Source organism: Bacillus sp. FSL M8-0071, from assembly GCF_037975455.1.
GTDB lineage: Bacteria > Bacillota > Bacilli > Bacillales > Bacillaceae > Bacillus > Bacillus subtilis.
On sequence record NZ_CP150256.1, the window covers coordinates 11,271 to 32,500 of the forward strand.

A 21,230-nucleotide genomic window follows, 5' to 3' on the forward strand; every position below is an offset into this window, starting at 1 on the left:
TACAAGATATCACATAGTGATTCTTTTTAACGGTTAAGTTAGAAAGGGCGCACGGTGGATGCCTTGGCACTAGGAGCCGATGAAGGACGGGACGAACACCGATATGCTTCGGGGAGCTGTAAGCAAGCTTTGATCCGGAGATTTCCGAATGGGGAAACCCACCACTCGTAATGGAGTGGTATCCATATCTGAATTCATAGGATATGAGAAGGCAGACCCGGGGAACTGAAACATCTAAGTACCCGGAGGAAGAGAAAGCAAATGCGATTCCCTGAGTAGCGGCGAGCGAAACGGGATTAGCCCAAACCAAGAGGCTTGCCTCTTGGGGTTGTAGGACACTCTGTACGGAGTTACAAAGGAACGAGGTAGATGAAGAGGTCTGGAAAGGCCCGCCATAGGAGGTAACAGCCCTGTAGTCAAAACTTCGTTCTCTCCTGAGTGGATCCTGAGTACGGCGGAACACGTGAAATTCCGTCGGAATCCGGGAGGACCATCTCCCAAGGCTAAATACTCCCTAGTGACCGATAGTGAACCAGTACCGTGAGGGAAAGGTGAAAAGCACCCCGGAAGGGGAGTGAAAGAGATCCTGAAACCGTGTGCCTACAAGTAGTCAGAGCCCGTTAACGGGTGATGGCGTGCCTTTTGTAGAATGAACCGGCGAGTTACGATCCCGTGCAAGGTTAAGCAGAAGATGCGGAGCCGCAGCGAAAGCGAGTCTGAATAGGGCGCATGAGTACGTGGTCGTAGACCCGAAACCAGGTGATCTACCCATGTCCAGGGTGAAGTTCAGGTAACACTGAATGGAGGCCCGAACCCACGCACGTTGAAAAGTGCGGGGATGAGGTGTGGGTAGGGGTGAAATGCCAATCGAACCTGGAGATAGCTGGTTCTCTCCGAAATAGCTTTAGGGCTAGCCTCAAGGTAAGAGTCTTGGAGGTAGAGCACTGATTGGACTAGGGGCCCCTACCGGGTTACCGAATTCAGTCAAACTCCGAATGCCAATGACTTATCCTTGGGAGTCAGACTGCGAGTGATAAGATCCGTAGTCGAAAGGGAAACAGCCCAGACCGCCAGCTAAGGTCCCAAAGTATACGTTAAGTGGAAAAGGATGTGGAGTTGCTTAGACAACCAGGATGTTGGCTTAGAAGCAGCCACCATTTAAAGAGTGCGTAATAGCTCACTGGTCGAGTGACTCTGCGCCGAAAATGTACCGGGGCTAAACGTATCACCGAAGCTGCGGACTGTTCTTCGAACAGTGGTAGGAGAGCGTTCTAAGGGCTGTGAAGCCAGACCGGAAGGACTGGTGGAGCGCTTAGAAGTGAGAATGCCGGTATGAGTAGCGAAAGAGGGGTGAGAATCCCCTCCACCGAATGCCTAAGGTTTCCTGAGGAAGGCTCGTCCGCTCAGGGTTAGTCGGGACCTAAGCCGAGGCCGAAAGGCGTAGGCGATGGACAACAGGTTGATATTCCTGTACCACCTCCTCACCATTTGAGCAATGGGGGGACGCAGGAGGATAGGGTAAGCGCGGTATTGGATATCCGCGTCCAAGCAGTTAGGCTGGGAAATAGGCAAATCCGTTTCCCATAAGGCTGAGCTGTGATGGCGAGCGAAATATAGTAGCGAAGTTCCTGATTCCACACTGCCAAGAAAAGCCTCTAGCGAGGTGAGAGGTGCCCGTACCGCAAACCGACACAGGTAGGCGAGGAGAGAATCCTAAGGTGATCGAGAGAACTCTCGTTAAGGAACTCGGCAAAATGACCCCGTAACTTCGGGAGAAGGGGTGCTCTGTTAGGGTGCAAGCCCGAGAGAGCCGCAGTGAATAGGCCCAGGCGACTGTTTAGCAAAAACACAGGTCTCTGCGAAGCCGTAAGGCGAAGTATAGGGGCTGACGCCTGCCCGGTGCTGGAAGGTTAAGAGGAGCGCTTAGCGTAAGCGAAGGTGCGAATTGAAGCCCCAGTAAACGGCGGCCGTAACTATAACGGTCCTAAGGTAGCGAAATTCCTTGTCGGGTAAGTTCCGACCCGCACGAAAGGCGCAACGATCTGGGCACTGTCTCAACGAGAGACTCGGTGAAATTATAGTACCTGTGAAGATGCAGGTTACCCGCGACAGGACGGAAAGACCCCGTGGAGCTTTACTGCAGCCTGATATTGAATGTTGGTACAGCTTGTACAGGATAGGTAGGAGCCTTGGAAACCGGAGCGCCAGCTTCGGTGGAGGCATCGGTGGGATACTACCCTGGCTGTATTGACCTTCTAACCCGCCGCCCTTATCGGGCGGGGAGACAGTGTCAGGTGGGCAGTTTGACTGGGGCGGTCGCCTCCTAAAAGGTAACGGAGGCGCCCAAAGGTTCCCTCAGAATGGTTGGAAATCATTCGCAGAGTGTAAAGGCACAAGGGAGCTTGACTGCGAGACCTACAAGTCGAGCAGGGACGAAAGTCGGGCTTAGTGATCCGGTGGTTCCGCATGGAAGGGCCATCGCTCAACGGATAAAAGCTACCCCGGGGATAACAGGCTTATCTCCCCCAAGAGTCCACATCGACGGGGAGGTTTGGCACCTCGATGTCGGCTCATCGCATCCTGGGGCTGTAGTCGGTCCCAAGGGTTGGGCTGTTCGCCCATTAAAGCGGTACGCGAGCTGGGTTCAGAACGTCGTGAGACAGTTCGGTCCCTATCCGTCGCGGGCGCAGGAAATTTGAGAGGAGCTGTCCTTAGTACGAGAGGACCGGGATGGACGCACCGCTGGTGTACCAGTTGTTCTGCCAAGGGCATCGCTGGGTAGCTATGTGCGGACGGGATAAGTGCTGAAAGCATCTAAGCATGAAGCCCCCCTCAAGATGAGATTTCCCATTCCGCAAGGAAGTAAGATCCCTGAAAGATGATCAGGTTGATAGGTCTGAGGTGGAAGTGTGGCGACACATGGAGCTGACAGATACTAATCGATCGAGGACTTAACCATATTTTTGAATGATGTCACACCTGTTATCTAGTTTTGAGAGAACACTCTCAATTTGTTTGGTGGCGATAGCGAAGAGGTCACACCCGTTCCCATACCGAACACGGAAGTTAAGCTCTTCAGCGCCGATGGTAGTCGGGGGTTTCCCCCTGTGAGAGTAGGACGCCGCCAAGCAAGCTTAAACCCAGCTCATTGAGCTGGGTTTTTTGTTTGTTAAAAATGAAGAAGAAACTGTGAAGCGTATTTAGGGAATTTCTTTTCTGATACTAATAAAAACTGCTGAATTAACACGTAGTCATCACTTATATGCTGTGTTAATAACTCATACCACCATTCTGTTTCATACCTTGCAATCATCCCAACGTTGTACAAAATCAAATAATGAATTGTCATTTCGGGAAGCCTCAGAAATTGCTCCCTTTGAGAAGGGATATAATATTGGTTCTTTTTCATGTCAAACAATAAGCTGGTCGATGTCCATGGCTCCTTGTCTTGTGGTGAAATTTCGAACAGCAGCCCGTGTTCATTTTTTTTTGTAAAAGACCATTGATAATGATGGGACATGTATTCAGCAAACCTTGAATCAGACATTTTGTAATTGATTACTACTTCCTCCGGTACAAAAATTTCGTTCTTATCCTTCTCAACTTTTGTCATAAATCGTTCTTTCTGCTGAAAGTAGAAAATATCGCTAAGTTCTGGAATGGCCATTAATAATTTTTTCATGGTATACCGTTCATCTACTATATCCGATTGTCCGAATAAATGTTTCATAAAATGTACGCATAGGCCATTCCGTTGTATTTTCACTTCATCGTCGCTAAAACAATAATTTTGTTTCTTTCGTTTTCTTGTTGTTACGCCATGTGCCAGTACTGATGTATGGCTTGGATAATGAGGATCACGTGTAATTAAGCATGCTTTGATAAGCTGTGCCATTCCATAAAATAAAAGAATCGGTTTGATTTCTAAGGGAGAATATGCGGCTTGTTTATAAAACGATTCGGCATGCTTTAAGAAATAAATAAACCGTTCACTGTTTTTAAAAGAGTTTTTTTTCGCATCGTCAATACCGTTTAAGATATAAACCTTTTCTAGAAATTTCTGGGTTGATTCAACGGAGTAAAATAGCGCTAAGTCTTTCCACTCATGATATGTCATGTATATTTCTTAATCCTTTCCGTTATCTAAATATTTCAACTCTTTCCCGCTTCCTTGACATGCTCTTGGCTAGTTGATAATCTACATATAATATTTTGCCGAAAAGAGGGGGATTTACTAATGTGGGAAAGTAAATTTTCAAAAGAAGGCTTAACGTTCGACGATGTGCTGCTTGTACCAGCAAAGTCTGAGGTACTTCCGCGTGATGTGGATTTATCTGTAGAACTTACAAAAACGTTAAAGCTAAATATTCCTGTCATCAGCGCAGGTATGGACACTGTAACAGAATCAGCAATGGCAATTGCAATGGCAAGACAGGGCGGCTTGGGCATCATTCACAAAAATATGTCCATTGAACAGCAGGCTGAACAAGTTGATAAAGTAAAGCGTTCTGAGCGCGGCGTTATCACAAATCCCTTCTTTTTAACTCCTGATCACCAAGTATTTGATGCGGAGCATTTGATGGGGAAATACAGAATTTCCGGTGTTCCGATTGTAAATAACGAAGAAGACCAGAAGCTTGTTGGAATTATTACAAACCGTGACCTTCGTTTTATTTCTGACTACTCAATGAAAATCAGCGACGTCATGACGAAAGAAGAGCTAGTTACTGCATCTGTAGGAACTACTCTGGATGAAGCTGAAAAGATTTTGCAGAAACATAAAATTGAAAAGCTTCCTCTCGTAGATGACCAGAATAAATTAAAAGGTCTTATCACAATTAAAGACATTGAAAAAGTCATTGAGTTCCCGAACTCATCTAAAGACATTCACGGCCGCCTGATCGTTGGCGCGGCAGTTGGTGTAACTGGCGATACAATGACTCGCGTCAAAAAGCTTGTTGAAGCCAATGTTGATGTGATTGTTATAGATACAGCTCACGGACACTCTCAAGGCGTTTTAAACACAGTCACAAAAATCCGTGAAACGTATCCCGAATTAAACATTATTGCTGGAAACGTGGCAACAGCTGAAGCGACAAGAGCGCTTATCGAAGCTGGAGCAGACGTTGTCAAAGTTGGAATAGGACCTGGTTCAATTTGTACTACACGTGTTGTAGCCGGCGTCGGTGTTCCGCAAATAACAGCAATTTATGATTGTGCGACTGAAGCAAGAAAACACGGCAAAACAATCATAGCCGATGGTGGGATTAAATTCTCTGGCGATATCACTAAAGCGTTGGCAGCCGGCGGACATGCTGTTATGCTCGGAAGCTTGCTTGCAGGCACATCAGAAAGCCCTGGTGAAACTGAAATCTACCAAGGCAGAAGATTTAAGGTATACCGCGGCATGGGATCAGTTGCTGCAATGGAAAAAGGAAGTAAAGACCGTTACTTCCAAGAAGAAAACAAAAAATTTGTTCCTGAAGGAATTGAAGGACGCACACCTTACAAAGGGCCAGTTGAAGAAACCGTTTATCAGCTAGTCGGAGGCCTTCGTTCTGGTATGGGGTATTGCGGGTCCAAAGATCTGCGTGCGCTAAGAGAAGAAGCTCAGTTCATTCGCATGACTGGCGCAGGACTTCGCGAAAGCCATCCGCATGACGTACAGATTACAAAAGAATCACCTAACTATACAATTTCATAATAAATTGTTACAAATTAAAAACATTTGACAGGGTCTCTGACTCTGTCTATTTTTTTTATACTGATTATGATAAAATTTATACTGTTGTGCATTGAAAATGTCCTTAACGGCTTAATTATAGATGAAGAAAATGAAATACGGAGGTCGTACGATTGAACATCAAGAAATGTAAACAGCTACTGATGTCATTGGTTGTGTTAACTCTAGCTGTCACGTGTCTGGCTCCAATGTCAAAAGCAAAAGCAGCCAGCGATCCAATTGATATCAATGCATCTGCTGCTATTATGATCGAAGCTTCTTCAGGTAAAATTCTTTACAGTAAAAATGCAGATAAGAGACTGCCAATTGCGAGTATGACAAAAATGATGACAGAGTATCTGTTATTGGAAGCAATTGATCAAGGTAAAGTGAAATGGGACCAAACCTATACGCCTGATGACTATGTGTATGAAATTTCCCAAGATAACAGCTTATCAAACGTTCCTCTTCGGAAAGACGGGAAATACACAGTAAAAGAATTATATCAAGCTACAGCAATTTATTCTGCAAATGCTGCTGCTATTGCGATTGCAGAAATCGTTGCCGGTTCTGAAACTAAGTTTGTTGAAAAAATGAATGCAAAAGCAAAAGAACTAGGCTTAACAGATTACAAATTTGTTAACGCAACAGGTCTTGAAAACAAAGATCTTCACGGGCATCAGCCTGAGGGGACAAGAGTAAATGAAGAAAGTGAAGTTTCTGCAAAGGATATGGCGGTTCTTGCGGATCACTTGATTACTGACTACCCTGAGATACTGGAGACTTCCAGTATCGCCAAAACGAAATTCAGAGAAGGCACCGATGATGAAATGGACATGCCGAACTGGAATTTTATGCTGAAGGGACTTGTCAGCGAGTATAAAAAAGCGACTGTAGACGGACTGAAAACAGGTTCTACTGACTCTGCGGGTTCATGCTTTACAGGAACAGCTGAACGCAACGGTATGCGTGTCATCACTGTTGTTTTAAACGCAAAGGGCAACCTTCATACAGGCCGTTTCGATGAAACGAAGAAAATGTTTGATTATGCTTTCGACAATTTCTCCATGAAAGAAATTTATGCTGAAGGCGATCAAGTAAAAGGCCATAAAACAATTTCAGTTGATAAGGGTAAAGAGAAAGAAGTAGGCATTGTGACAAACAAGGCGTTCTCTCTTCCTGTCAAAAATGGTGAAGAAAAGAATTACAAAGCGAAGGTCACACTGAATAAAGATAACTTAACTGCTCCTGTGAAAAAAGGAACCAAGGTTGGGAAGCTGACTGCGGAATACACAGGTGATGAAAAGGATTACGGATTCATTAACAGCGATCTGGCTGGCGTAGACCTTGTTACAAAAGAAAATGTAGAAAAAGCAAACTGGTTTGTTTTGACAATGCGCAGTATCGGCGGATTTTTTGCCGGAATTTGGGGAAGCATTGTTGATACGGTAACCGGCTGGTTTTAATCAATTGAAAGAGCTCTGATGGATGTTAGGGCTCTTTCGCGTAATATACTGAAAAAACCCAATTTTTAATAAAAAATGATTTTCAAAGCGCTAAAAACCGAATAAAATAGTATATATCCATATGAATTATTGGATTTCTAAGATACAATAAGAATTAGAAATCATATAACTATACCTTGATTAGGGGGACCAAGAAATGGCTCAAACAGGTACTGAACGTGTAAAACGCGGAATGGCAGAAATGCAAAAAGGCGGCGTCATCATGGACGTCATCAATGCGGAACAAGCGAAAATCGCTGAAGAAGCTGGAGCTGTCGCTGTAATGGCGCTAGAACGTGTGCCAGCAGATATTCGCGCGGCTGGAGGAGTTGCCCGTATGGCTGACCCTACAATCGTGGAAGAAGTAATGAATGCAGTATCTATCCCGGTAATGGCAAAAGCGCGTATCGGACATATTGTTGAAGCGCGTGTGCTTGAAGCTATGGGTGTTGACTATATTGATGAAAGTGAAGTTCTGACGCCGGCTGACGAAGAATTTCATTTAAATAAAAATGAATATACAGTTCCTTTTGTCTGTGGCTGCCGTGATCTTGGTGAAGCAACACGCCGTATTGCGGAAGGTGCTTCTATGCTTCGCACAAAAGGTGAGCCTGGAACAGGTAATATTGTTGAGGCTGTTCGCCATATGCGCAAAGTTAACGCTCAAGTGCGCAAAGTAGTTGCGATGAGTGAGGATGAGCTAATGACAGAAGCGAAAAACCTAGGTGCTCCTTACGAGCTTCTTCTTCAAATTAAAAAAGACGGCAAGCTTCCTGTCGTTAACTTTGCCGCTGGCGGCGTAGCAACTCCAGCTGATGCTGCTCTCATGATGCAGCTCGGTGCTGACGGAGTATTTGTTGGTTCTGGTATTTTCAAATCAGACAACCCTGCTAAATTTGCGAAAGCAATTGTGGAAGCAACAACTCACTTTACTGATTACAAATTGATCGCTGAGCTATCAAAAGAGCTTGGTACTGCAATGAAAGGGATTGAAATCTCAAACTTACTTCCAGAACAGCGTATGCAAGAACGCGGCTGGTAAGAACATAGGAGCGCTGCTGACATGTTAACAATAGGTGTACTAGGACTTCAAGGAGCAGTTAGAGAGCACATCCATGCGATTGAAGCATGCGGCGCGGCTGGTCTTGTCGTAAAACGTCCGGAGCAGCTGAACGAAGTTGACGGGTTGATTTTGCCGGGCGGTGAGAGCACGACGATGCGCCGTTTGATCGATACGTATCAATTCATGGAGCCGCTTCGTGAATTCGCTGCTCAGGGCAAACCGATGTTTGGAACATGTGCCGGATTAATTATATTAGCAAAAGAAATTGCCGGTTCAGATAATCCTCATTTAGGTCTTCTGAATGTGGTTGTAGAACGTAATTCATTTGGCCGGCAGGTTGACAGCTTTGAAGCTGATTTAACAATTAAAGGCTTGGACGAGCCTTTTACAGGGGTATTCATCCGTGCTCCGCATATTTTAGAAGCTGGTGAAAATGTTGAAGTTCTATCGGAGCATAATGGTCGTATTGTAGCCGCGAAACAGGGGCAATTCCTTGGCTGCTCATTCCATCCGGAGCTGACAGAAGATCACCGAGTGACACAGCTGTTTGTTGAAATGGTTGAGGAATATAAGCAAAAGGCACTTGTATAAAACAGTTGAAAGCTGTGGAAACTTATAGTACATTATAAGCACAAATAAAGATCGAAAAGCGTTGATAGGAACTAGTAGGGAGCCTCTCTTTCTAAGAGAGCCGATGGTTGGTGCGAATCGGTGAAAGATGCTGTCTGAATCCATCCTTGAGCGAAATGCTGAAACAAGTAGGCATTTACGGGATAACCGTTATGTTTGAAAGTGGAAAACGAGTCTTTGATTTGTTTTCAATCAGGGTGGCAACGCGAGAGCTCTCGTCCCTTTATGGGGATGAGGGCTCTTTTTATTTTCGACAAATCAATAAAAAAAGGAGTGTTTCGCATGCTTGATACGAAAATGCTGAGAGCAAATTTTCAAGAAATTAAAGCAAAGCTTGTACACAAAGGCGAAGACTTAACTGATTTTGATAAGTTTGAGGCGCTGGATGATAGACGAAGAGAGCTTATCGGCAAGGTTGAAGAGTTAAAAGGAAAACGAAATGAAGTTTCTCAGCAGGTTGCTGTGCTGAAGCGTGAGAAAAAAGACGCGGATCACATTATTAAAGAAATGCGTGAAGTCGGCGAGGAAATTAAAAAGCTTGATGAAGAATTGCGAACAGTGGAAGCTGAGCTTGATACAATCCTTCTCTCAATCCCGAATATTCCGCATGAGTCTGTACCTGTCGGTGAAACAGAAGACGACAACGTAGAAGTGCGTAAATGGGGTGAAAAGCCTTCATTTGCTTATGAGCCGAAGCCGCACTGGGATATTGCGGATGAGCTGGGTATTCTGGATTTTGAACGTGCTGCCAAAGTAACAGGAAGCCGTTTCGTGTTCTATAAAGGCTTAGGTGCTCGTCTGGAGCGTGCGCTTTATAACTTTATGCTTGATCTGCATGTGGATGAGTATAACTACACTGAAGTGATCCCGCCATATATGGTAAACCGCGCAAGCATGACGGGAACGGGGCAGCTTCCTAAATTTGAAGAGGATGCATTTAAAATCAGAGAAGAAGATTATTTCTTAATTCCAACGGCGGAAGTGCCGATTACAAACATGCATCGCGATGAAATCCTTTCAGGTGACAGCCTGCCGATCAACTATGCGGCATTCAGTGCTTGCTTCCGTTCTGAAGCTGGTTCAGCAGGACGTGACACACGCGGATTAATTCGTCAGCACCAATTTAATAAAGTTGAGCTTGTAAAGTTTGTGAAGCCTGAAGATTCTTATGAAGAATTAGAGAAGCTTACAAACCAAGCAGAACGGGTTCTTCAACTGCTTGAGCTTCCATACCGTGTCATGAGCATGTGTACGGGTGACTTAGGCTTTACGGCTGCGAAAAAATACGATATCGAAGTTTGGATTCCAAGCCAAGACACATATCGAGAAATCTCTTCTTGCAGCAACTTCGAAGCGTTCCAGGCGAGACGTGCGAATATTCGTTTCAGACGTGAAGCGAAAGGCAAGCCTGAGCATGTACACACACTGAACGGTTCAGGACTGGCGGTTGGAAGAACAGTTGCCGCTATCTTAGAAAATTATCAGCAGGAAGACGGAAGTGTTGTGATTCCGAAAGTACTTCGTCCTTATATGGGGAATAGAGAAGTAATGAAACCGTAAATTATGGAAAGGCGTGCCTGACAAGGTGCGCCTTTTTGCTTATGTAAAAACGGCATTTTCATAAAAACAAAAAAAGTTTTTAAAAATGCTTGACCACACGAGAACATACGTGATATAGTAAGTCTTGTCGATACGGAGGAATACCCAAGTCCGGCTGAAGGGATCGGTCTTGAAAACCGACAGGGGTGTCAAAGCCCGCGGGGGTTCGAATCCCTCTTCCTCCGCCATATTGATTTTAATTCTAATGAAACACAAGCATATATTGGAGATTGTTTTGTCCGTTGCATTCGGTGCGGCGGATTTTTTATTTTAAAGAAAAAGTGAATCTAGACTGAGATTCACTTTTTTTGATTATCATGAATAACTGAAGCAATTTGATCTACAATATTTTCAATCGAGTTTTCGTCGTTCAGAAGATCATAATCTTCAATGCGAAGTTTTAAAACAGGGCAGGCATTAAAACCGCTTATCCAGTTCTCGTAGCGTGTATGCATTTCTTCCCAATAAGACCGGCTTGTCTGAAGCTCCATCTCACGGCCGCGTTGTTCAATCCGGTTTAAAATGTTCTCCAGATCTCCTTCTAAATAGATCAACACATCTGGGTGTGGGAAATACGGTGTCATTACCATTGCTTCGAAAAGGCTTGTGTAAGTCTTATAATCAACCTTTGACATTGTCCCTTTATCAGCATGCATTTTTGCGAAAATTCCTGTATCTTCATAAATCGAACGATCCTGTACAAAACCTCCGCCGGCTTCAAAAATTGTTTTCTGTTCTTTGAAGCGTTCAGCTAAGAAGTAAATTTGAAGGTGAAAGCTCCAACGTTCAAAATCATGATAGAACTTTTCCAAGTATGGATTATGATCGACTTCCTCCAAAGATGTTTTAAATCCAAGCCGTTTAGCTAAAGTTTTTGTTAAAGTCGATTTTCCGACACCTACTGTTCCTGCTACTGTAATAATTGAATTCTTAGGGATATGATGTTCCTTCATACGATAAGCTCCTTTACATGGGCGGCAATGCGTTCAAAGTCGCTCTTATTCAAAACGAAATCCTTTGAATCACCATCTACGGTTAACACTGTAAGTTCAGGGTCTGCTTCCTGCAGCTGCTTGATGGCGACTTCATAATCTGAAATCAGCTGCTCCAAATAGCTAGTTTCAATTTTTTTCTCAAAGGGGCGCCCGCGTTTTTCAATGCGGTGTAGCAATGTAGGCAGACTGGCCTTTATGTAAATGATGAAATTCGGCTTTGGCAGATCATCCGTTAGCAGGTGATATATCTTTTTGTATTTTTCCAGCTGATGTGGAGACAAGGTGCGTTCCGCAAAAATCACATTTTTATAAATATGATAATCAGCTATTACAGGCTGTCCCTTTTTTAAAAAGTGATCACTGGTGTCTTCAAGCTGTTTGTATCTGTGACAAAGAAAAAACATCTCGAGCTGGAAGCTCCATTCCTCTATATTGTCATAAAACTTATCAAGGTACGGGTTATCCTCTACAATCTCATTGATCATAGGGAATCCGAACTCTTGTGAGAGCATCGTTGCGAGAGTTGTTTTTCCTGCCCCGATAGGACCTTCTATTGCAATAAAAGGGGCTGTATTCATCGGAATCCTCCTTATATCTGAAAAACGTGCGTCAGTTACCGACCTTCATATTGTATCACAACCCTTGGGTGCCCCCATGAAAAAAAGACGTTTCCAAATTATCGAAACGTCTTTTTGACAACATTAAATTGATCAGACAGCAGCAGCCAGTTTTGTGGAAAGGAAAGACCCAGCTTCCAATAGCTGATGCCTCTTAAATTCAGCTCTTTAATCAGATTGAATTTTGCTTGAATCGAGCGGGCATCCTCGAACCATACCTCGTGCCTTCTGTTTTCTGCATCAGTATAGCGGAAGAAAGGAGCTTGAGCGGTTTGGTCATACTGAATGGAAGCATTGTTCTGATCAGCTATGACAATGGCTTGCTGAGGGCTTACTGCTCTTGCTGGAGTTCCCCCTGCTGTATATGGCAGCGTCCAGTCATATCCATATAAATTCTGGCCCATGACAATTTTGTTCGCAGGCATTTCAGTCAAAGCATATTCTATGACATCACGGACAGGTCCAATTGGAGAAACCGCTTGAGGCGGCCCGCCGCTATAGCCCCATTCATATGTCATGAGAACAACAAAGTCGACAATTTGGCCATGTGCCCTGTAATCATGAGCTTCATACCATCTGCCCTGCTGTGTTGCACTTGTTTTAGGAGCAAGAGCCGTAGAAATTTCTAAGCCCTCTCGATGAAAAAGATCCCTTGCTTCGCGGAGAAATTGATTATAGGCCTCTCTATCCTGGGGCCGCAAATATTCAAAGTCGAAATGAATGTCACGGAAGCCATATCTCTTGGCATTCTCCACTATTTCATTTAGAAGCCGTCTTTTTACAGTTTCGTCGTTCAAAAGGATCCGGCCAAGTTCATCACTAAATGCCTGGTTTTCTAGGTTCGTTATAATCATCATCAATGTTGTATTTTGACTTTCTGTAATGCTCCTTAAATTCGTTAAAGGCGGTGCGACTAAGGTTCCGTTCCGCTGTGCCTGGAAGCTGAATGCGCCAAGGTACGTTAAGTAGGGCGACGCTTCTCTGGCCGCCTGCTGGAGATTTTCGCTGACTTGATTTCCTCGGGGCTCCAAATAAGCATTTGATTCGATGTCTCGTTTAGGAGCTGGAGGGATGTATAAACGGAAACCAATCTGAAGCACGGTATTTAACTGGATGCGGTTAACCCTTGCGAGCTCGGCTGCTGTTGTATTGAACTGCCGGGCGATGGATGTCAGGGTATCACCTCGCTTCACATCATAGAACTGGCCGGCTATTGGAATGACAATGGTTTGTCCGACAACAAGGCTGTCGGGATTCGGTATTTCATTCGTTTCAGTGATCTCACTTACGGTTGTTCTGTATTGTGAAGCGATAGCAGAAAGAGTGTCGCCTTGTTTTACCACATAAATTTGAATGAAAAACGCCTCCTTTCATATCGATATCAATGTATGAAAGAAAAGCGCTGATCATGTTTATTTTTCTGTAATTTGTTCTTCCGTCGTAATTTCTGCGAAAAGAACATTCTCCATCATAGTTAAGGCGAATTCGTTATCTTCGTCACTGTTTGACGCGATACAGTCCTTAGGAATCGTGATGCTGTATTCCCTCATATAAGCGTCATTAGCGGTAAACAGCACACATATATTGCCGGCTATACCTGTTAAGATAATATGTCTCACCTGCAACTCAGTAAGAAGGGTGTGAAGTGCAGTTTCGTAGAAAGCGGAATGTTTTGGTTTGATTAAAAAATAATCAGCATCTTCCGGGGCTATCTTTGTGATGATATCCTTGCTTCTTTCATTTGTGCATTCTTGCTGAATGTTTTTAATGTCAGCTTGCCAAAGTCCATAATGATCATTGATGTAAATAATCGGCCATTCATTTTGTCTCGCGTGCTCCTTTAATGATAAAATATGAGGAACGATTTTTTCTGTTTTTTTAGCGAGGGTTTCTCCCATATCGAATTCAAAATTATTGATCATGTCTACAATGAGAAGGGCTGTATCTGCTTTGGACAATCGACAGTCTCCTTTCCGTTTCAGTTATAGTTAATATGTAGCCTTTTTAGGCAATGAAAAAACTTTGAAAAGAGAGCTTATCCTTATGACACAAGATGAACTTTATATGAAAGAAGCAATTAAAGAAGCGAAAAAGGCTGAAGAGAAAGGTGAAGTGCCAATAGGTGCGGTGCTTGTCGTTAATGATGAAATTATAGCGCGTGCACATAATTTAAGAGAGACTGAGCAACGATCTATTGCCCATGCAGAAATGCTTGTGATTGATGAAGCGTGTAAGGCACTGGGAACATGGCGGCTGGAAGGTGCGACTCTTTATGTGACGCTTGAGCCTTGTCCAATGTGTGCTGGTGCAGTCGTACTTTCTCGAGTGGAAAAAGTGGTTTTTGGCGCATTTGATCCGAAAGGCGGCTGTTCAGGCACGCTAATGAACCTTCTTCAGGAGGAACGCTTTAATCATCAGGCTGAAGTGGTGAGCGGTGTGCTTGAGGAAGAATGCGGCGGAATGCTCAGTGCGTTTTTCAGAGAACTAAGAAAAAAGAAGAAAGCCGCCAGGAAAAACTTGTCTGAATAGTACGGTTGCAATTTTTAGGGGAAACAGATATACTTAAATGTGCATCGTAATAGATGCAACATAAAATTTGATATTTATTTTGCCGTGCTAAGCGGGGAGGTAGCGGTGCCCTGTACCTGCAATCCGCTCTAGCAGGGCCGAATCCCTTCTCGAGGTTCGTTTACTTTAAGGCCTGCCTTAAGTAAGTGGTGTTGACGTTTGGGTCCTGCGCAATGGGAATTCATGAACCATGTCAGGTCCGGAAGGAAGCAGCATTAAGTGAAACCTCTCATGTGCCGCAGGGTTGCCTGGGCCGAGCTAACTGCTTAAGTAACGCTTAGGGTAGCGAATCGACAGAAGGTGCACGGTAAATCAATCATCAAATTTTCAGACTCACCTAATATTAGGTGAGTTTTTTGTTATGTAAAAAGAGCTTTTGGAATCGAAACAAGGTTCATGTATAATGGGAATGATGAATAACGGAGGAGGGCAAACCCGTGAGTTACCAAGCTTTATATCGAGTATTCAGGCCTCAGCGCTTTGAAGATGTGGTCGGACAAGAACACATTACAAAAACGCTGCAAAATGCCCTTTTGCAAAAAAAGTTTTCTCACGCTTATCTGTTTTCCGGGCCTAGAGGAACCGGAAAAACCAGTGCAGCCAAAATATTTGCTAAGGCTGTCAACTGTGAACATGCTCCTGTTGATGAGCCATGCAACGAATGTGCGGCCTGTAAAGGGATAACAAACGGGTCAATATCCGATGTCATAGAAATTGACGCCGCTTCTAATAACGGTGTTGATGAGATTCGTGACATTCGCGATAAAGTGAAGTTTGCCCCATCGGCCGTCACATATAAGGTATATATCATAGATGAGGTGCATATGCTTTCTATCGGCGCTTTTAATGCATTACTAAAAACATTAGAAGAGCCGCCTGAGCATTGTATTTTCATATTAGCAACAACTGAACCGCACAAAATTCCTTTAACCATTATCTCTAGATGTCAGCGTTTTGACTTTAAACGAATTACCTCCCAAGCGATTGTAGGCCGCATGAATAAAATTGTTGATGCTGAACAGCTGCAAGTGGAGGAAGGATCGCTGGATATCATCGCGAGTGCTGCAGACGGAGGGATGAGGGATGCCCTGAGCCTTCTTGATCAGGCCATATCATTCAGCGGCGATATCCTGAAAGTCGAAGATGCGCTTTTAATTACGGGTGCTGTTTCTCAATTATATATCGGGAAGCTTGCAAAATCCCTGCATGATAAAAACGTTTCTGACGCACTGGAAACATTAAATGAATTGCTTCAGCAAGGAAAAGATCCAGCTAAGCTGATAGAAGATATGATTTTCTATTTCAGGGACATGCTGCTGTACAAAACAGCCCCTGGCTTAGAGGGAGTGCTTGAGAAAGTAAAAGTCGATGAAACGTTCCGGGAACTAAGTGAACAAATTCCGGCTCAGGCCCTATATGAAATGATTGATATTCTGAACAAGAGCCATCAGGAAATGAAATGGACAAATCATCCGCGTATCTTTTTCGAAGTGGCCGTTGTGAAGATTTGCCAAACCTCACATCAATCTGCTGCTGATCTCCCGGAAGTGGATATGCTGATGAAAAAAATCCAGCAGCTCGAACAGGAAGTAGAGCGGCTCAAAACAACGGGCATAAAAGCAGCTGCGGAAAGCCCGAAAAAAGAAGCGCCGCGTGTGCCAAAGGGCGGGAAATCCAATTACAAAGCGCCAGTAGGCAGAATTCATGAGATTTTGAAGGAAGCCACAAGACCGGATCTTGATCTGCTCAGAAACAGTTGGGGCAAGCTTCTTGCTCATCTCAAACAGCAAAACAAAGTATCACATGCCGCTTTGCTGAATGACAGTGAACCTGTGGCTGCCGGATCGGCGGCATTTGTTCTGAAGTTCAAATATGAAATTCATTGTAAAATGGTCGCTGAGGATAACAACGGAGTCCGGACTAATCTTGAGCAGATTTTAGAATCGATGCTCGGAAAAAGAATGGATTTGATTGGCGTTCCAGAAGCACAATGGGGTAAAATAAGAGAAGAATTTTTAGAAGATCATCAGCAGGAAAATGAAGGATCAAATGAACCGGCTGAAGAAGACCCGCTTATTGCCGAAGCGAAAAAGCTTGTTGGAGCGGATTTAATTGAAATAAAAGACTAACAAAATGAAAGAGAGTGAATGCTATGCGTGGCGGAATGGGTAATATGCAAAAAATGATGAAACAAATGCAAAAAATGCAAAAGGATATGGCGAAGGCTCAAGAAGAGCTTGCAGAAAAGGTTGTTGAAGGAACTGCAGGCGGCGGTATGGTAACAGTAAAAGCAAACGGCCAAAAAGAAATCCTGGATGTTATCATCAAAGAAGAAGTCGTTGATCCTGAAGATATTGATATGCTTCAAGATTTAGTGCTTGCTGCAACGAATGAAGCTTTGAAAAAAGTTGACGAAATCACAAACGAAACAATGGGTCAATTTACAAAGGGAATGAACATGCCAGGTTTATTCTAGGGGGATAAAAGAACATGCAATATCCTGAACCAATATCAAAGCTGATTGACAGCTTTATGAAATTGCCAGGGATCGGACCGAAAACAGCGGTTCGTCTGGCTTTTTTTGTTCTAGGTATGAAAGAAGATGTAGTATTAGATTTTGCGAAAGCATTAGTAAATGCGAAACGCAACCTGACATATTGTTCAGTTTGCGGGCATATTACAGATCAGGACCCTTGCTATATATGTGAAGATACGCGCAGGGATAAGTCTGTTATCTGTGTTGTGCAAGACCCTAAGGATGTTATCGCTATGGAGAAAATGAAGGAATACAACGGACAGTATCACGTTCTTCACGGCGCTATTTCTCCAATGGACGGCATCGGACCGGAGGATATTAAAATACCAGAATTGTTAAAACGATTACAGGATGATCAAGTGACAGAAGTGATCCTCGCAACAAACCCTAATATAGAAGGGGAAGCAACGGCGATGTATATATCAAGGCTCCTCAAGCCGTCTGGTATTAAGCTCTCCCGTATTGCCCACGGACTGCCCGTCGGCGGTGACTTGGAATATGCTGACGAGGTCACTCTTTCTAAAGCACTTGAAGGAAGACGTGAATTGTAAGGAGGAAAAAGCGATCCATGGGTTTTCTTCGCAAGAAAACATTAAGAAGAGAGTTTGATGAAAAACTAACCGAGCAGCTTTTTAAGCAAAAGGAAGAGTGGAACAGGCAAAAAAAGCTGGTTGAAAAAAGCTTAGAACCGTCTGCTGAAGTGTTATACGAACTGAAAGTAGCTGAAGCGAAGTATTTTTTTTACTTAAGGGAAGCGAAGCAGCGAAATTTAAAAATCAGCCGGTGGAAGTAAGTGGTCTAAACTCCTGGATCTTCTCATAAGCTTGTACTAGAACAAGCGAAGGAGATGAGAAGATTCATGGAGCCTATTTTTATTATTGGGATTATTTTAGGACTGGTTATTCTTCTTTTTTTATCAGGTTCAGCTGCGAAGCCTTTAAAGTGGATTGGCATCACAGCTGTTAAATTTGTGGCAGGTGCTTTGCTGCTGGTTTGTGTAAATATGTTTGGCGGCAGTCTTGGCATTCATGTGCCGATTAATCTGGTTACAACAGCTATCAGCGGAATTTTAGGGATACCCGGAATAGCTGCGTTAGTCGTTATTAAGCAATTTATCATTTAATTGATGTTATGTATTGACTTAGACAACCGAAGGTGTTATTCTAGTATACGTCGCTGATGACGAACAGCTTTTTCGAAAAGAAAATGTTAAAAAGTTGTTGACAGTAGCGACGGTAAATGTTATGATAATAAAGTCGCTTAAACGAGCGGTAAACAAAGTTCTTTGAAAACTAAACAAGACAAAACGTACCTGTTAATTCAGTTTTTTAAAATCGCACAGCGATGTGCGTAGTCAGTCAAACTACTTTATCGGAGAGTTTGATCCTGGCTCAGGACGAACGCTGGCGGCGTGCCTAATACATGCAAGTCGAGCGGACAGATGGGAGCTTGCTCCCTGATGTTAGCGGCGGACGGGTGAGTAACACGTGGGTAACCTGCCTGTAAGACTGGGATAACTCCGGGAAACCGGGGCTAATACCGGATGGTTGTTTGAACCGCATGGTTCAAACATAAAAGGTGGCTTCGGCTACCACTTACAGATGGACCCGCGGCGCATTAGCTAGTTGGTGAGGTAACGGCTCACCAAGGCAACGATGCGTAGCCGACCTGAGAGGGTGATCGGCCACACTGGGACTGAGACACGGCCCAGACTCCTACGGGAGGCAGCAGTAGGGAATCTTCCGCAATGGACGAAAGTCTGACGGAGCAACGCCGCGTGAGTGATGAAGGTTTTCGGATCGTAAAGCTCTGTTGTTAGGGAAGAACAAGTACCGTTCGAATAGGGCGGTACCTTGACGGTACCTAACCAGAAAGCCACGGCTAACTACGTGCCAGCAGCCGCGGTAATACGTAGGTGGCAAGCGTTGTCCGGAATTATTGGGCGTAAAGGGCTCGCAGGCGGTTTCTTAAGTCTGATGTGAAAGCCCCCGGCTCAACCGGGGAGGGTCATTGGAAACTGGGGAACTTGAGTGCAGAAGAGGAGAGTGGAATTCCACGTGTAGCGGTGAAATGCGTAGAGATGTGGAGGAACACCAGTGGCGAAGGCGACTCTCTGGTCTGTAACTGACGCTGAGGAGCGAAAGCGTGGGGAGCGAACAGGATTAGATACCCTGGTAGTCCACGCCGTAAACGATGAGTGCTAAGTGTTAGGGGGTTTCCGCCCCTTAGTGCTGCAGCTAACGCATTAAGCACTCCGCCTGGGGAGTACGGTCGCAAGACTGAAACTCAAAGGAATTGACGGGGGCCCGCACAAGCGGTGGAGCATGTGGTTTAATTCGAAGCAACGCGAAGAACCTTACCAGGTCTTGACATCCTCTGACAATCCTAGAGATAGGACGTCCCCTTCGGGGGCAGAGTGACAGGTGGTGCATGGTTGTCGTCAGCTCGTGTCGTGAGATGTTGGGTTAAGTCCCGCAACGAGCGCAACCCTTGATCTTAGTTGCCAGCATTCAGTTGGGCACTCTAAGGTGACTGCCGGTGACAAACCGGAGGAAGGTGGGGATGACGTCAAATCATCATGCCCCTTATGACCTGGGCTACACACGTGCTACAATGGACAGAACAAAGGGCAGCGAAACCGCGAGGTTAAGCCAATCCCACAAATCTGTTCTCAGTTCGGATCGCAGTCTGCAACTCGACTGCGTGAAGCTGGAATCGCTAGTAATCGCGGATCAGCATGCCGCGGTGAATACGTTCCCGGGCCTTGTACACACCGCCCGTCACACCACGAGAGTTTGTAACACCCGAAGTCGGTGAGGTAACCTTTTAGGAGCCAGCCGCCGAAGGTGGGACAGATGATTGGGGTGAAGTCGTAACAAGGTAGCCGTATCGGAAGGTGCGGCTGGATCACCTCCTTTCTAAGGATATTTTACGGAATATAAGACCTTGGGTCTTATAAACAGAACGTTCCCTGTCTTGTTTAGTTTTGAAGGAACTTTGTTCCTTGAATAAGTTAAGATGGGCCTGTAGCTCAGCTGGTTAGAGCGCACGCCTGATAAGCGTGAGGTCGGTGGTTCGAGTCCACTCAGGCCCACCATCTTATATAACGGGGCCTTAGCTCAGCTGGGAGAGCGCCTGCTTTGCACGCAGGAGGTCAGCGGTTCGATCCCGCTAGGCTCCACCAACGTGTTCTTTGAAAACTAGATAACAGTAGACATCACATTCAATTAGTAACACAAGATATCACATAGTGATTCTTTTTAACGGTTAAGTTAGAAAGGGCGCACGGTGGATGCCTTGGCACTAGGAGCCGATGAAGGACGGGACGAACACCGATATGCTTCGGGGAGCTGTAAGCAAGCTTTGATCCGGAGATTTCCGAATGGGGAAACCCACCACTCGTAATGGAGTGGTATCCATATCTGAATTCATAGGATATGAGAAGGCAGACCCGGGGAACTGAAACATCTAAGTACCCGGAGGAAGAGAAAGCAAATGCGATTCCCTGAGTAGCGGCGAGCGAAACGGGATTAGCCCAAACCAAGAGGCTTGCCTCTTGGGGTTGTAGGACACTCTGTACGGAGTTACAAAAGAACGAGGTAGATGAAGAGGTCTGGAAAGGCCCGCCATAGGAGGTAACAGCCCTGTAGTCAAAACTTCGTTCTCTCCTGAGTGGATCCTGAGTACGGCGGAACACGTGAAATTCCGTCGGAATCCGGGAGGACCATCTCCCAAGGCTAAATACTCCCTAGTGACCGATAGTGAACCAGTACCGTGAGGGAAAGGTGAAAAGCACCCCGGAAGGGGAGTGAAAGAGATCCTGAAACCGTGTGCCTACAAGTAGTCAGAGCCCGTTAACGGGTGATGGCGTGCCTTTTGTAGAATGAACCGGCGAGTTACGATCCCGTGCAAGGTTAAGCAGAAGATGCGGAGCCGCAGCGAAAGCGAGTCTGAATAGGGCGCATGAGTACGTGGTCGTAGACCCGAAACCAGGT

The 21,230-nt window shown here is 44.9% G+C and carries 16 protein-coding genes, 3 tRNA genes, 4 rRNA genes, 1 other RNA gene and 1 other annotated feature (1 of these 25 only partly in view); of the genes, 19 read left to right on the plus strand and 5 right to left on the minus strand.

The features are described 5' to 3' along the window. Positions 1-31: 31 nt before the first annotated feature. Positions 32-2,959, plus strand: a 23S ribosomal RNA gene (locus MKX71_RS00055). Positions 2,960-3,014: 55 nt separating this feature from the next. Next, positions 3,015-3,130, plus strand: a 5S ribosomal RNA gene (gene rrf / locus MKX71_RS00060). A gap of 39 nt (positions 3,131-3,169) precedes the next feature. Here rrf and MKX71_RS00065 read toward each other — a convergent pair. Beyond that, positions 3,170-4,117 carry a YaaC family protein gene (locus MKX71_RS00065; RefSeq protein ID WP_339231615.1) on the minus strand — a complete coding sequence of 316 codons (948 nt, stop codon included), beginning with the start codon at positions 4,115-4,117 and terminating at the stop codon, positions 3,170-3,172. A gap of 120 nt (positions 4,118-4,237) precedes the next feature. On the opposite strand from MKX71_RS00065, the gene guaB reads away from it, so the two are divergent. From guaB to MKX71_RS00095, 6 genes are all read left to right on the plus strand, one after another. Then, positions 4,238-5,704, plus strand: a complete 1,467-nt coding sequence (gene guaB, locus MKX71_RS00070; protein WP_003226803.1) for an IMP dehydrogenase — start codon at positions 4,238-4,240, stop codon at positions 5,702-5,704. Between the two features lie 152 nt (positions 5,705-5,856). After that, a complete protein-coding gene (dacA, locus tag MKX71_RS00075) occupies positions 5,857-7,188 on the plus strand; it encodes a D-alanyl-D-alanine carboxypeptidase (RefSeq protein WP_339231616.1) in 1,332 nt (443 codons plus the stop codon). A gap of 196 nt (positions 7,189-7,384) precedes the next feature. Further along, positions 7,385-8,269 (plus strand): pyridoxal 5'-phosphate synthase lyase subunit PdxS, encoded by an 885-nt coding sequence (pdxS, locus tag MKX71_RS00080; protein WP_003247145.1) that lies wholly within the window; start codon positions 7,385-7,387, stop codon positions 8,267-8,269. 21 nt (positions 8,270-8,290) lie between these two features. Further along, a complete protein-coding gene (gene pdxT, locus MKX71_RS00085) occupies positions 8,291-8,881 on the plus strand; it encodes a pyridoxal 5'-phosphate synthase glutaminase subunit PdxT (RefSeq protein WP_003226797.1) in 591 nt (196 codons plus the stop codon). Between the two features lie 52 nt (positions 8,882-8,933). Beyond that, positions 8,934-9,146: a binding site (T-box leader), on the plus strand. Between the two features lie 56 nt (positions 9,147-9,202). Further along, on the plus strand, positions 9,203-10,480 hold the full coding sequence (gene serS / locus MKX71_RS00090; protein ID WP_003247131.1) for a serine--tRNA ligase: 1,278 nt from the start codon (positions 9,203-9,205) through the stop codon (positions 10,478-10,480). 134 nt (positions 10,481-10,614) lie between these two features. Continuing rightward, positions 10,615-10,707 (plus strand) — tRNA-Ser (locus MKX71_RS00095). Positions 10,708-10,818: 111 nt separating this feature from the next. Here MKX71_RS00095 and dck read toward each other — a convergent pair. The 4 genes from dck to MKX71_RS00115 all read right to left on the minus strand — a co-directional run bounded on the left by dck (position 10,819) and on the right by MKX71_RS00115 (position 14,089). Then, positions 10,819-11,472, minus strand: coding sequence for a deoxyadenosine/deoxycytidine kinase (dck, locus tag MKX71_RS00100; protein WP_003226792.1), 654 nt, complete (start codon positions 11,470-11,472; stop codon positions 10,819-10,821). Next, positions 11,469-12,092, minus strand: a complete 624-nt coding sequence (gene dgk / locus MKX71_RS00105) for a deoxyguanosine kinase (protein WP_003226790.1) — start codon at positions 12,090-12,092, stop codon at positions 11,469-11,471. Before dgk ends, dck begins: the two co-directional genes overlap by 4 nt. A 98-nt stretch (positions 12,093-12,190) precedes the next feature. Further along, the gene (locus MKX71_RS00110) at positions 12,191-13,474 is read right to left on the minus strand and encodes a glycoside hydrolase family 18 protein (RefSeq protein ID WP_024572658.1); all 1,284 of its coding nucleotides are present in this window, start codon (positions 13,472-13,474) and stop codon (positions 12,191-12,193) included. A gap of 69 nt (positions 13,475-13,543) precedes the next feature. Continuing rightward, positions 13,544-14,089 (minus strand): isochorismatase family cysteine hydrolase, encoded by a 546-nt coding sequence (locus MKX71_RS00115; protein WP_003226786.1) that lies wholly within the window; start codon positions 14,087-14,089, stop codon positions 13,544-13,546. A gap of 85 nt (positions 14,090-14,174) precedes the next feature. Here MKX71_RS00115 and tadA point away from each other — a divergent pair, with 85 nt between their 5' ends. The 11 genes from tadA to MKX71_RS00170 all read left to right on the plus strand — a co-directional run. Continuing rightward, entirely contained in the window at positions 14,175-14,660 is a 486-nt protein-coding gene (tadA, locus tag MKX71_RS00120) for a tRNA adenosine(34) deaminase TadA (RefSeq protein WP_003226784.1), read from the plus strand. Positions 14,661-14,742: 82 nt separating this feature from the next. Continuing rightward, positions 14,743-15,007, plus strand: an RNA gene (ffs, locus tag MKX71_RS00125) — signal recognition particle sRNA large type. A 129-nt stretch (positions 15,008-15,136) separates the two neighbouring features. Further along, positions 15,137-16,828 (plus strand): DNA polymerase III subunit gamma/tau, encoded by a 1,692-nt coding sequence (dnaX, locus tag MKX71_RS00130; RefSeq protein ID WP_069322309.1) that lies wholly within the window; start codon positions 15,137-15,139, stop codon positions 16,826-16,828. Between the two features lie 23 nt (positions 16,829-16,851). After that, positions 16,852-17,175 (plus strand): YbaB/EbfC family nucleoid-associated protein, encoded by a 324-nt coding sequence (locus tag MKX71_RS00135; protein ID WP_003225427.1) that lies wholly within the window; start codon positions 16,852-16,854, stop codon positions 17,173-17,175. Positions 17,176-17,189: 14 nt separating this feature from the next. Further along, positions 17,190-17,786 carry a recombination protein RecR gene (recR, locus tag MKX71_RS00140; protein ID WP_003225425.1) on the plus strand — a complete coding sequence of 199 codons (597 nt, stop codon included), beginning with the start codon at positions 17,190-17,192 and terminating at the stop codon, positions 17,784-17,786. Between the two features lie 17 nt (positions 17,787-17,803). Beyond that, positions 17,804-18,028, plus strand: coding sequence for a YaaL family protein (locus MKX71_RS00145; RefSeq protein ID WP_003242387.1), 225 nt, complete (start codon positions 17,804-17,806; stop codon positions 18,026-18,028). 66 nt (positions 18,029-18,094) lie between these two features. After that, on the plus strand, positions 18,095-18,358 hold the full coding sequence (bofA, locus tag MKX71_RS00150) for a sigma-K factor-processing regulator BofA (protein ID WP_003225421.1): 264 nt from the start codon (positions 18,095-18,097) through the stop codon (positions 18,356-18,358). A 245-nt stretch (positions 18,359-18,603) separates the two neighbouring features. After that, positions 18,604-20,153, plus strand: a 16S ribosomal RNA gene (locus MKX71_RS00155). 102 nt (positions 20,154-20,255) lie between these two features. Continuing rightward, a tRNA-Ile gene (locus MKX71_RS00160) sits at positions 20,256-20,332 on the plus strand. An 11-nt stretch (positions 20,333-20,343) separates the two neighbouring features. Further along, positions 20,344-20,419, plus strand: a tRNA-Ala gene (locus MKX71_RS00165). Between the two features lie 81 nt (positions 20,420-20,500). Then, positions 20,501-21,230: ribosomal RNA gene (locus tag MKX71_RS00170) — 23S ribosomal RNA — on the plus strand (it continues 2,198 nt past the right edge of the window). Together the 16S and 23S rRNA genes with 2 tRNA genes alongside form the textbook arrangement of a ribosomal RNA operon.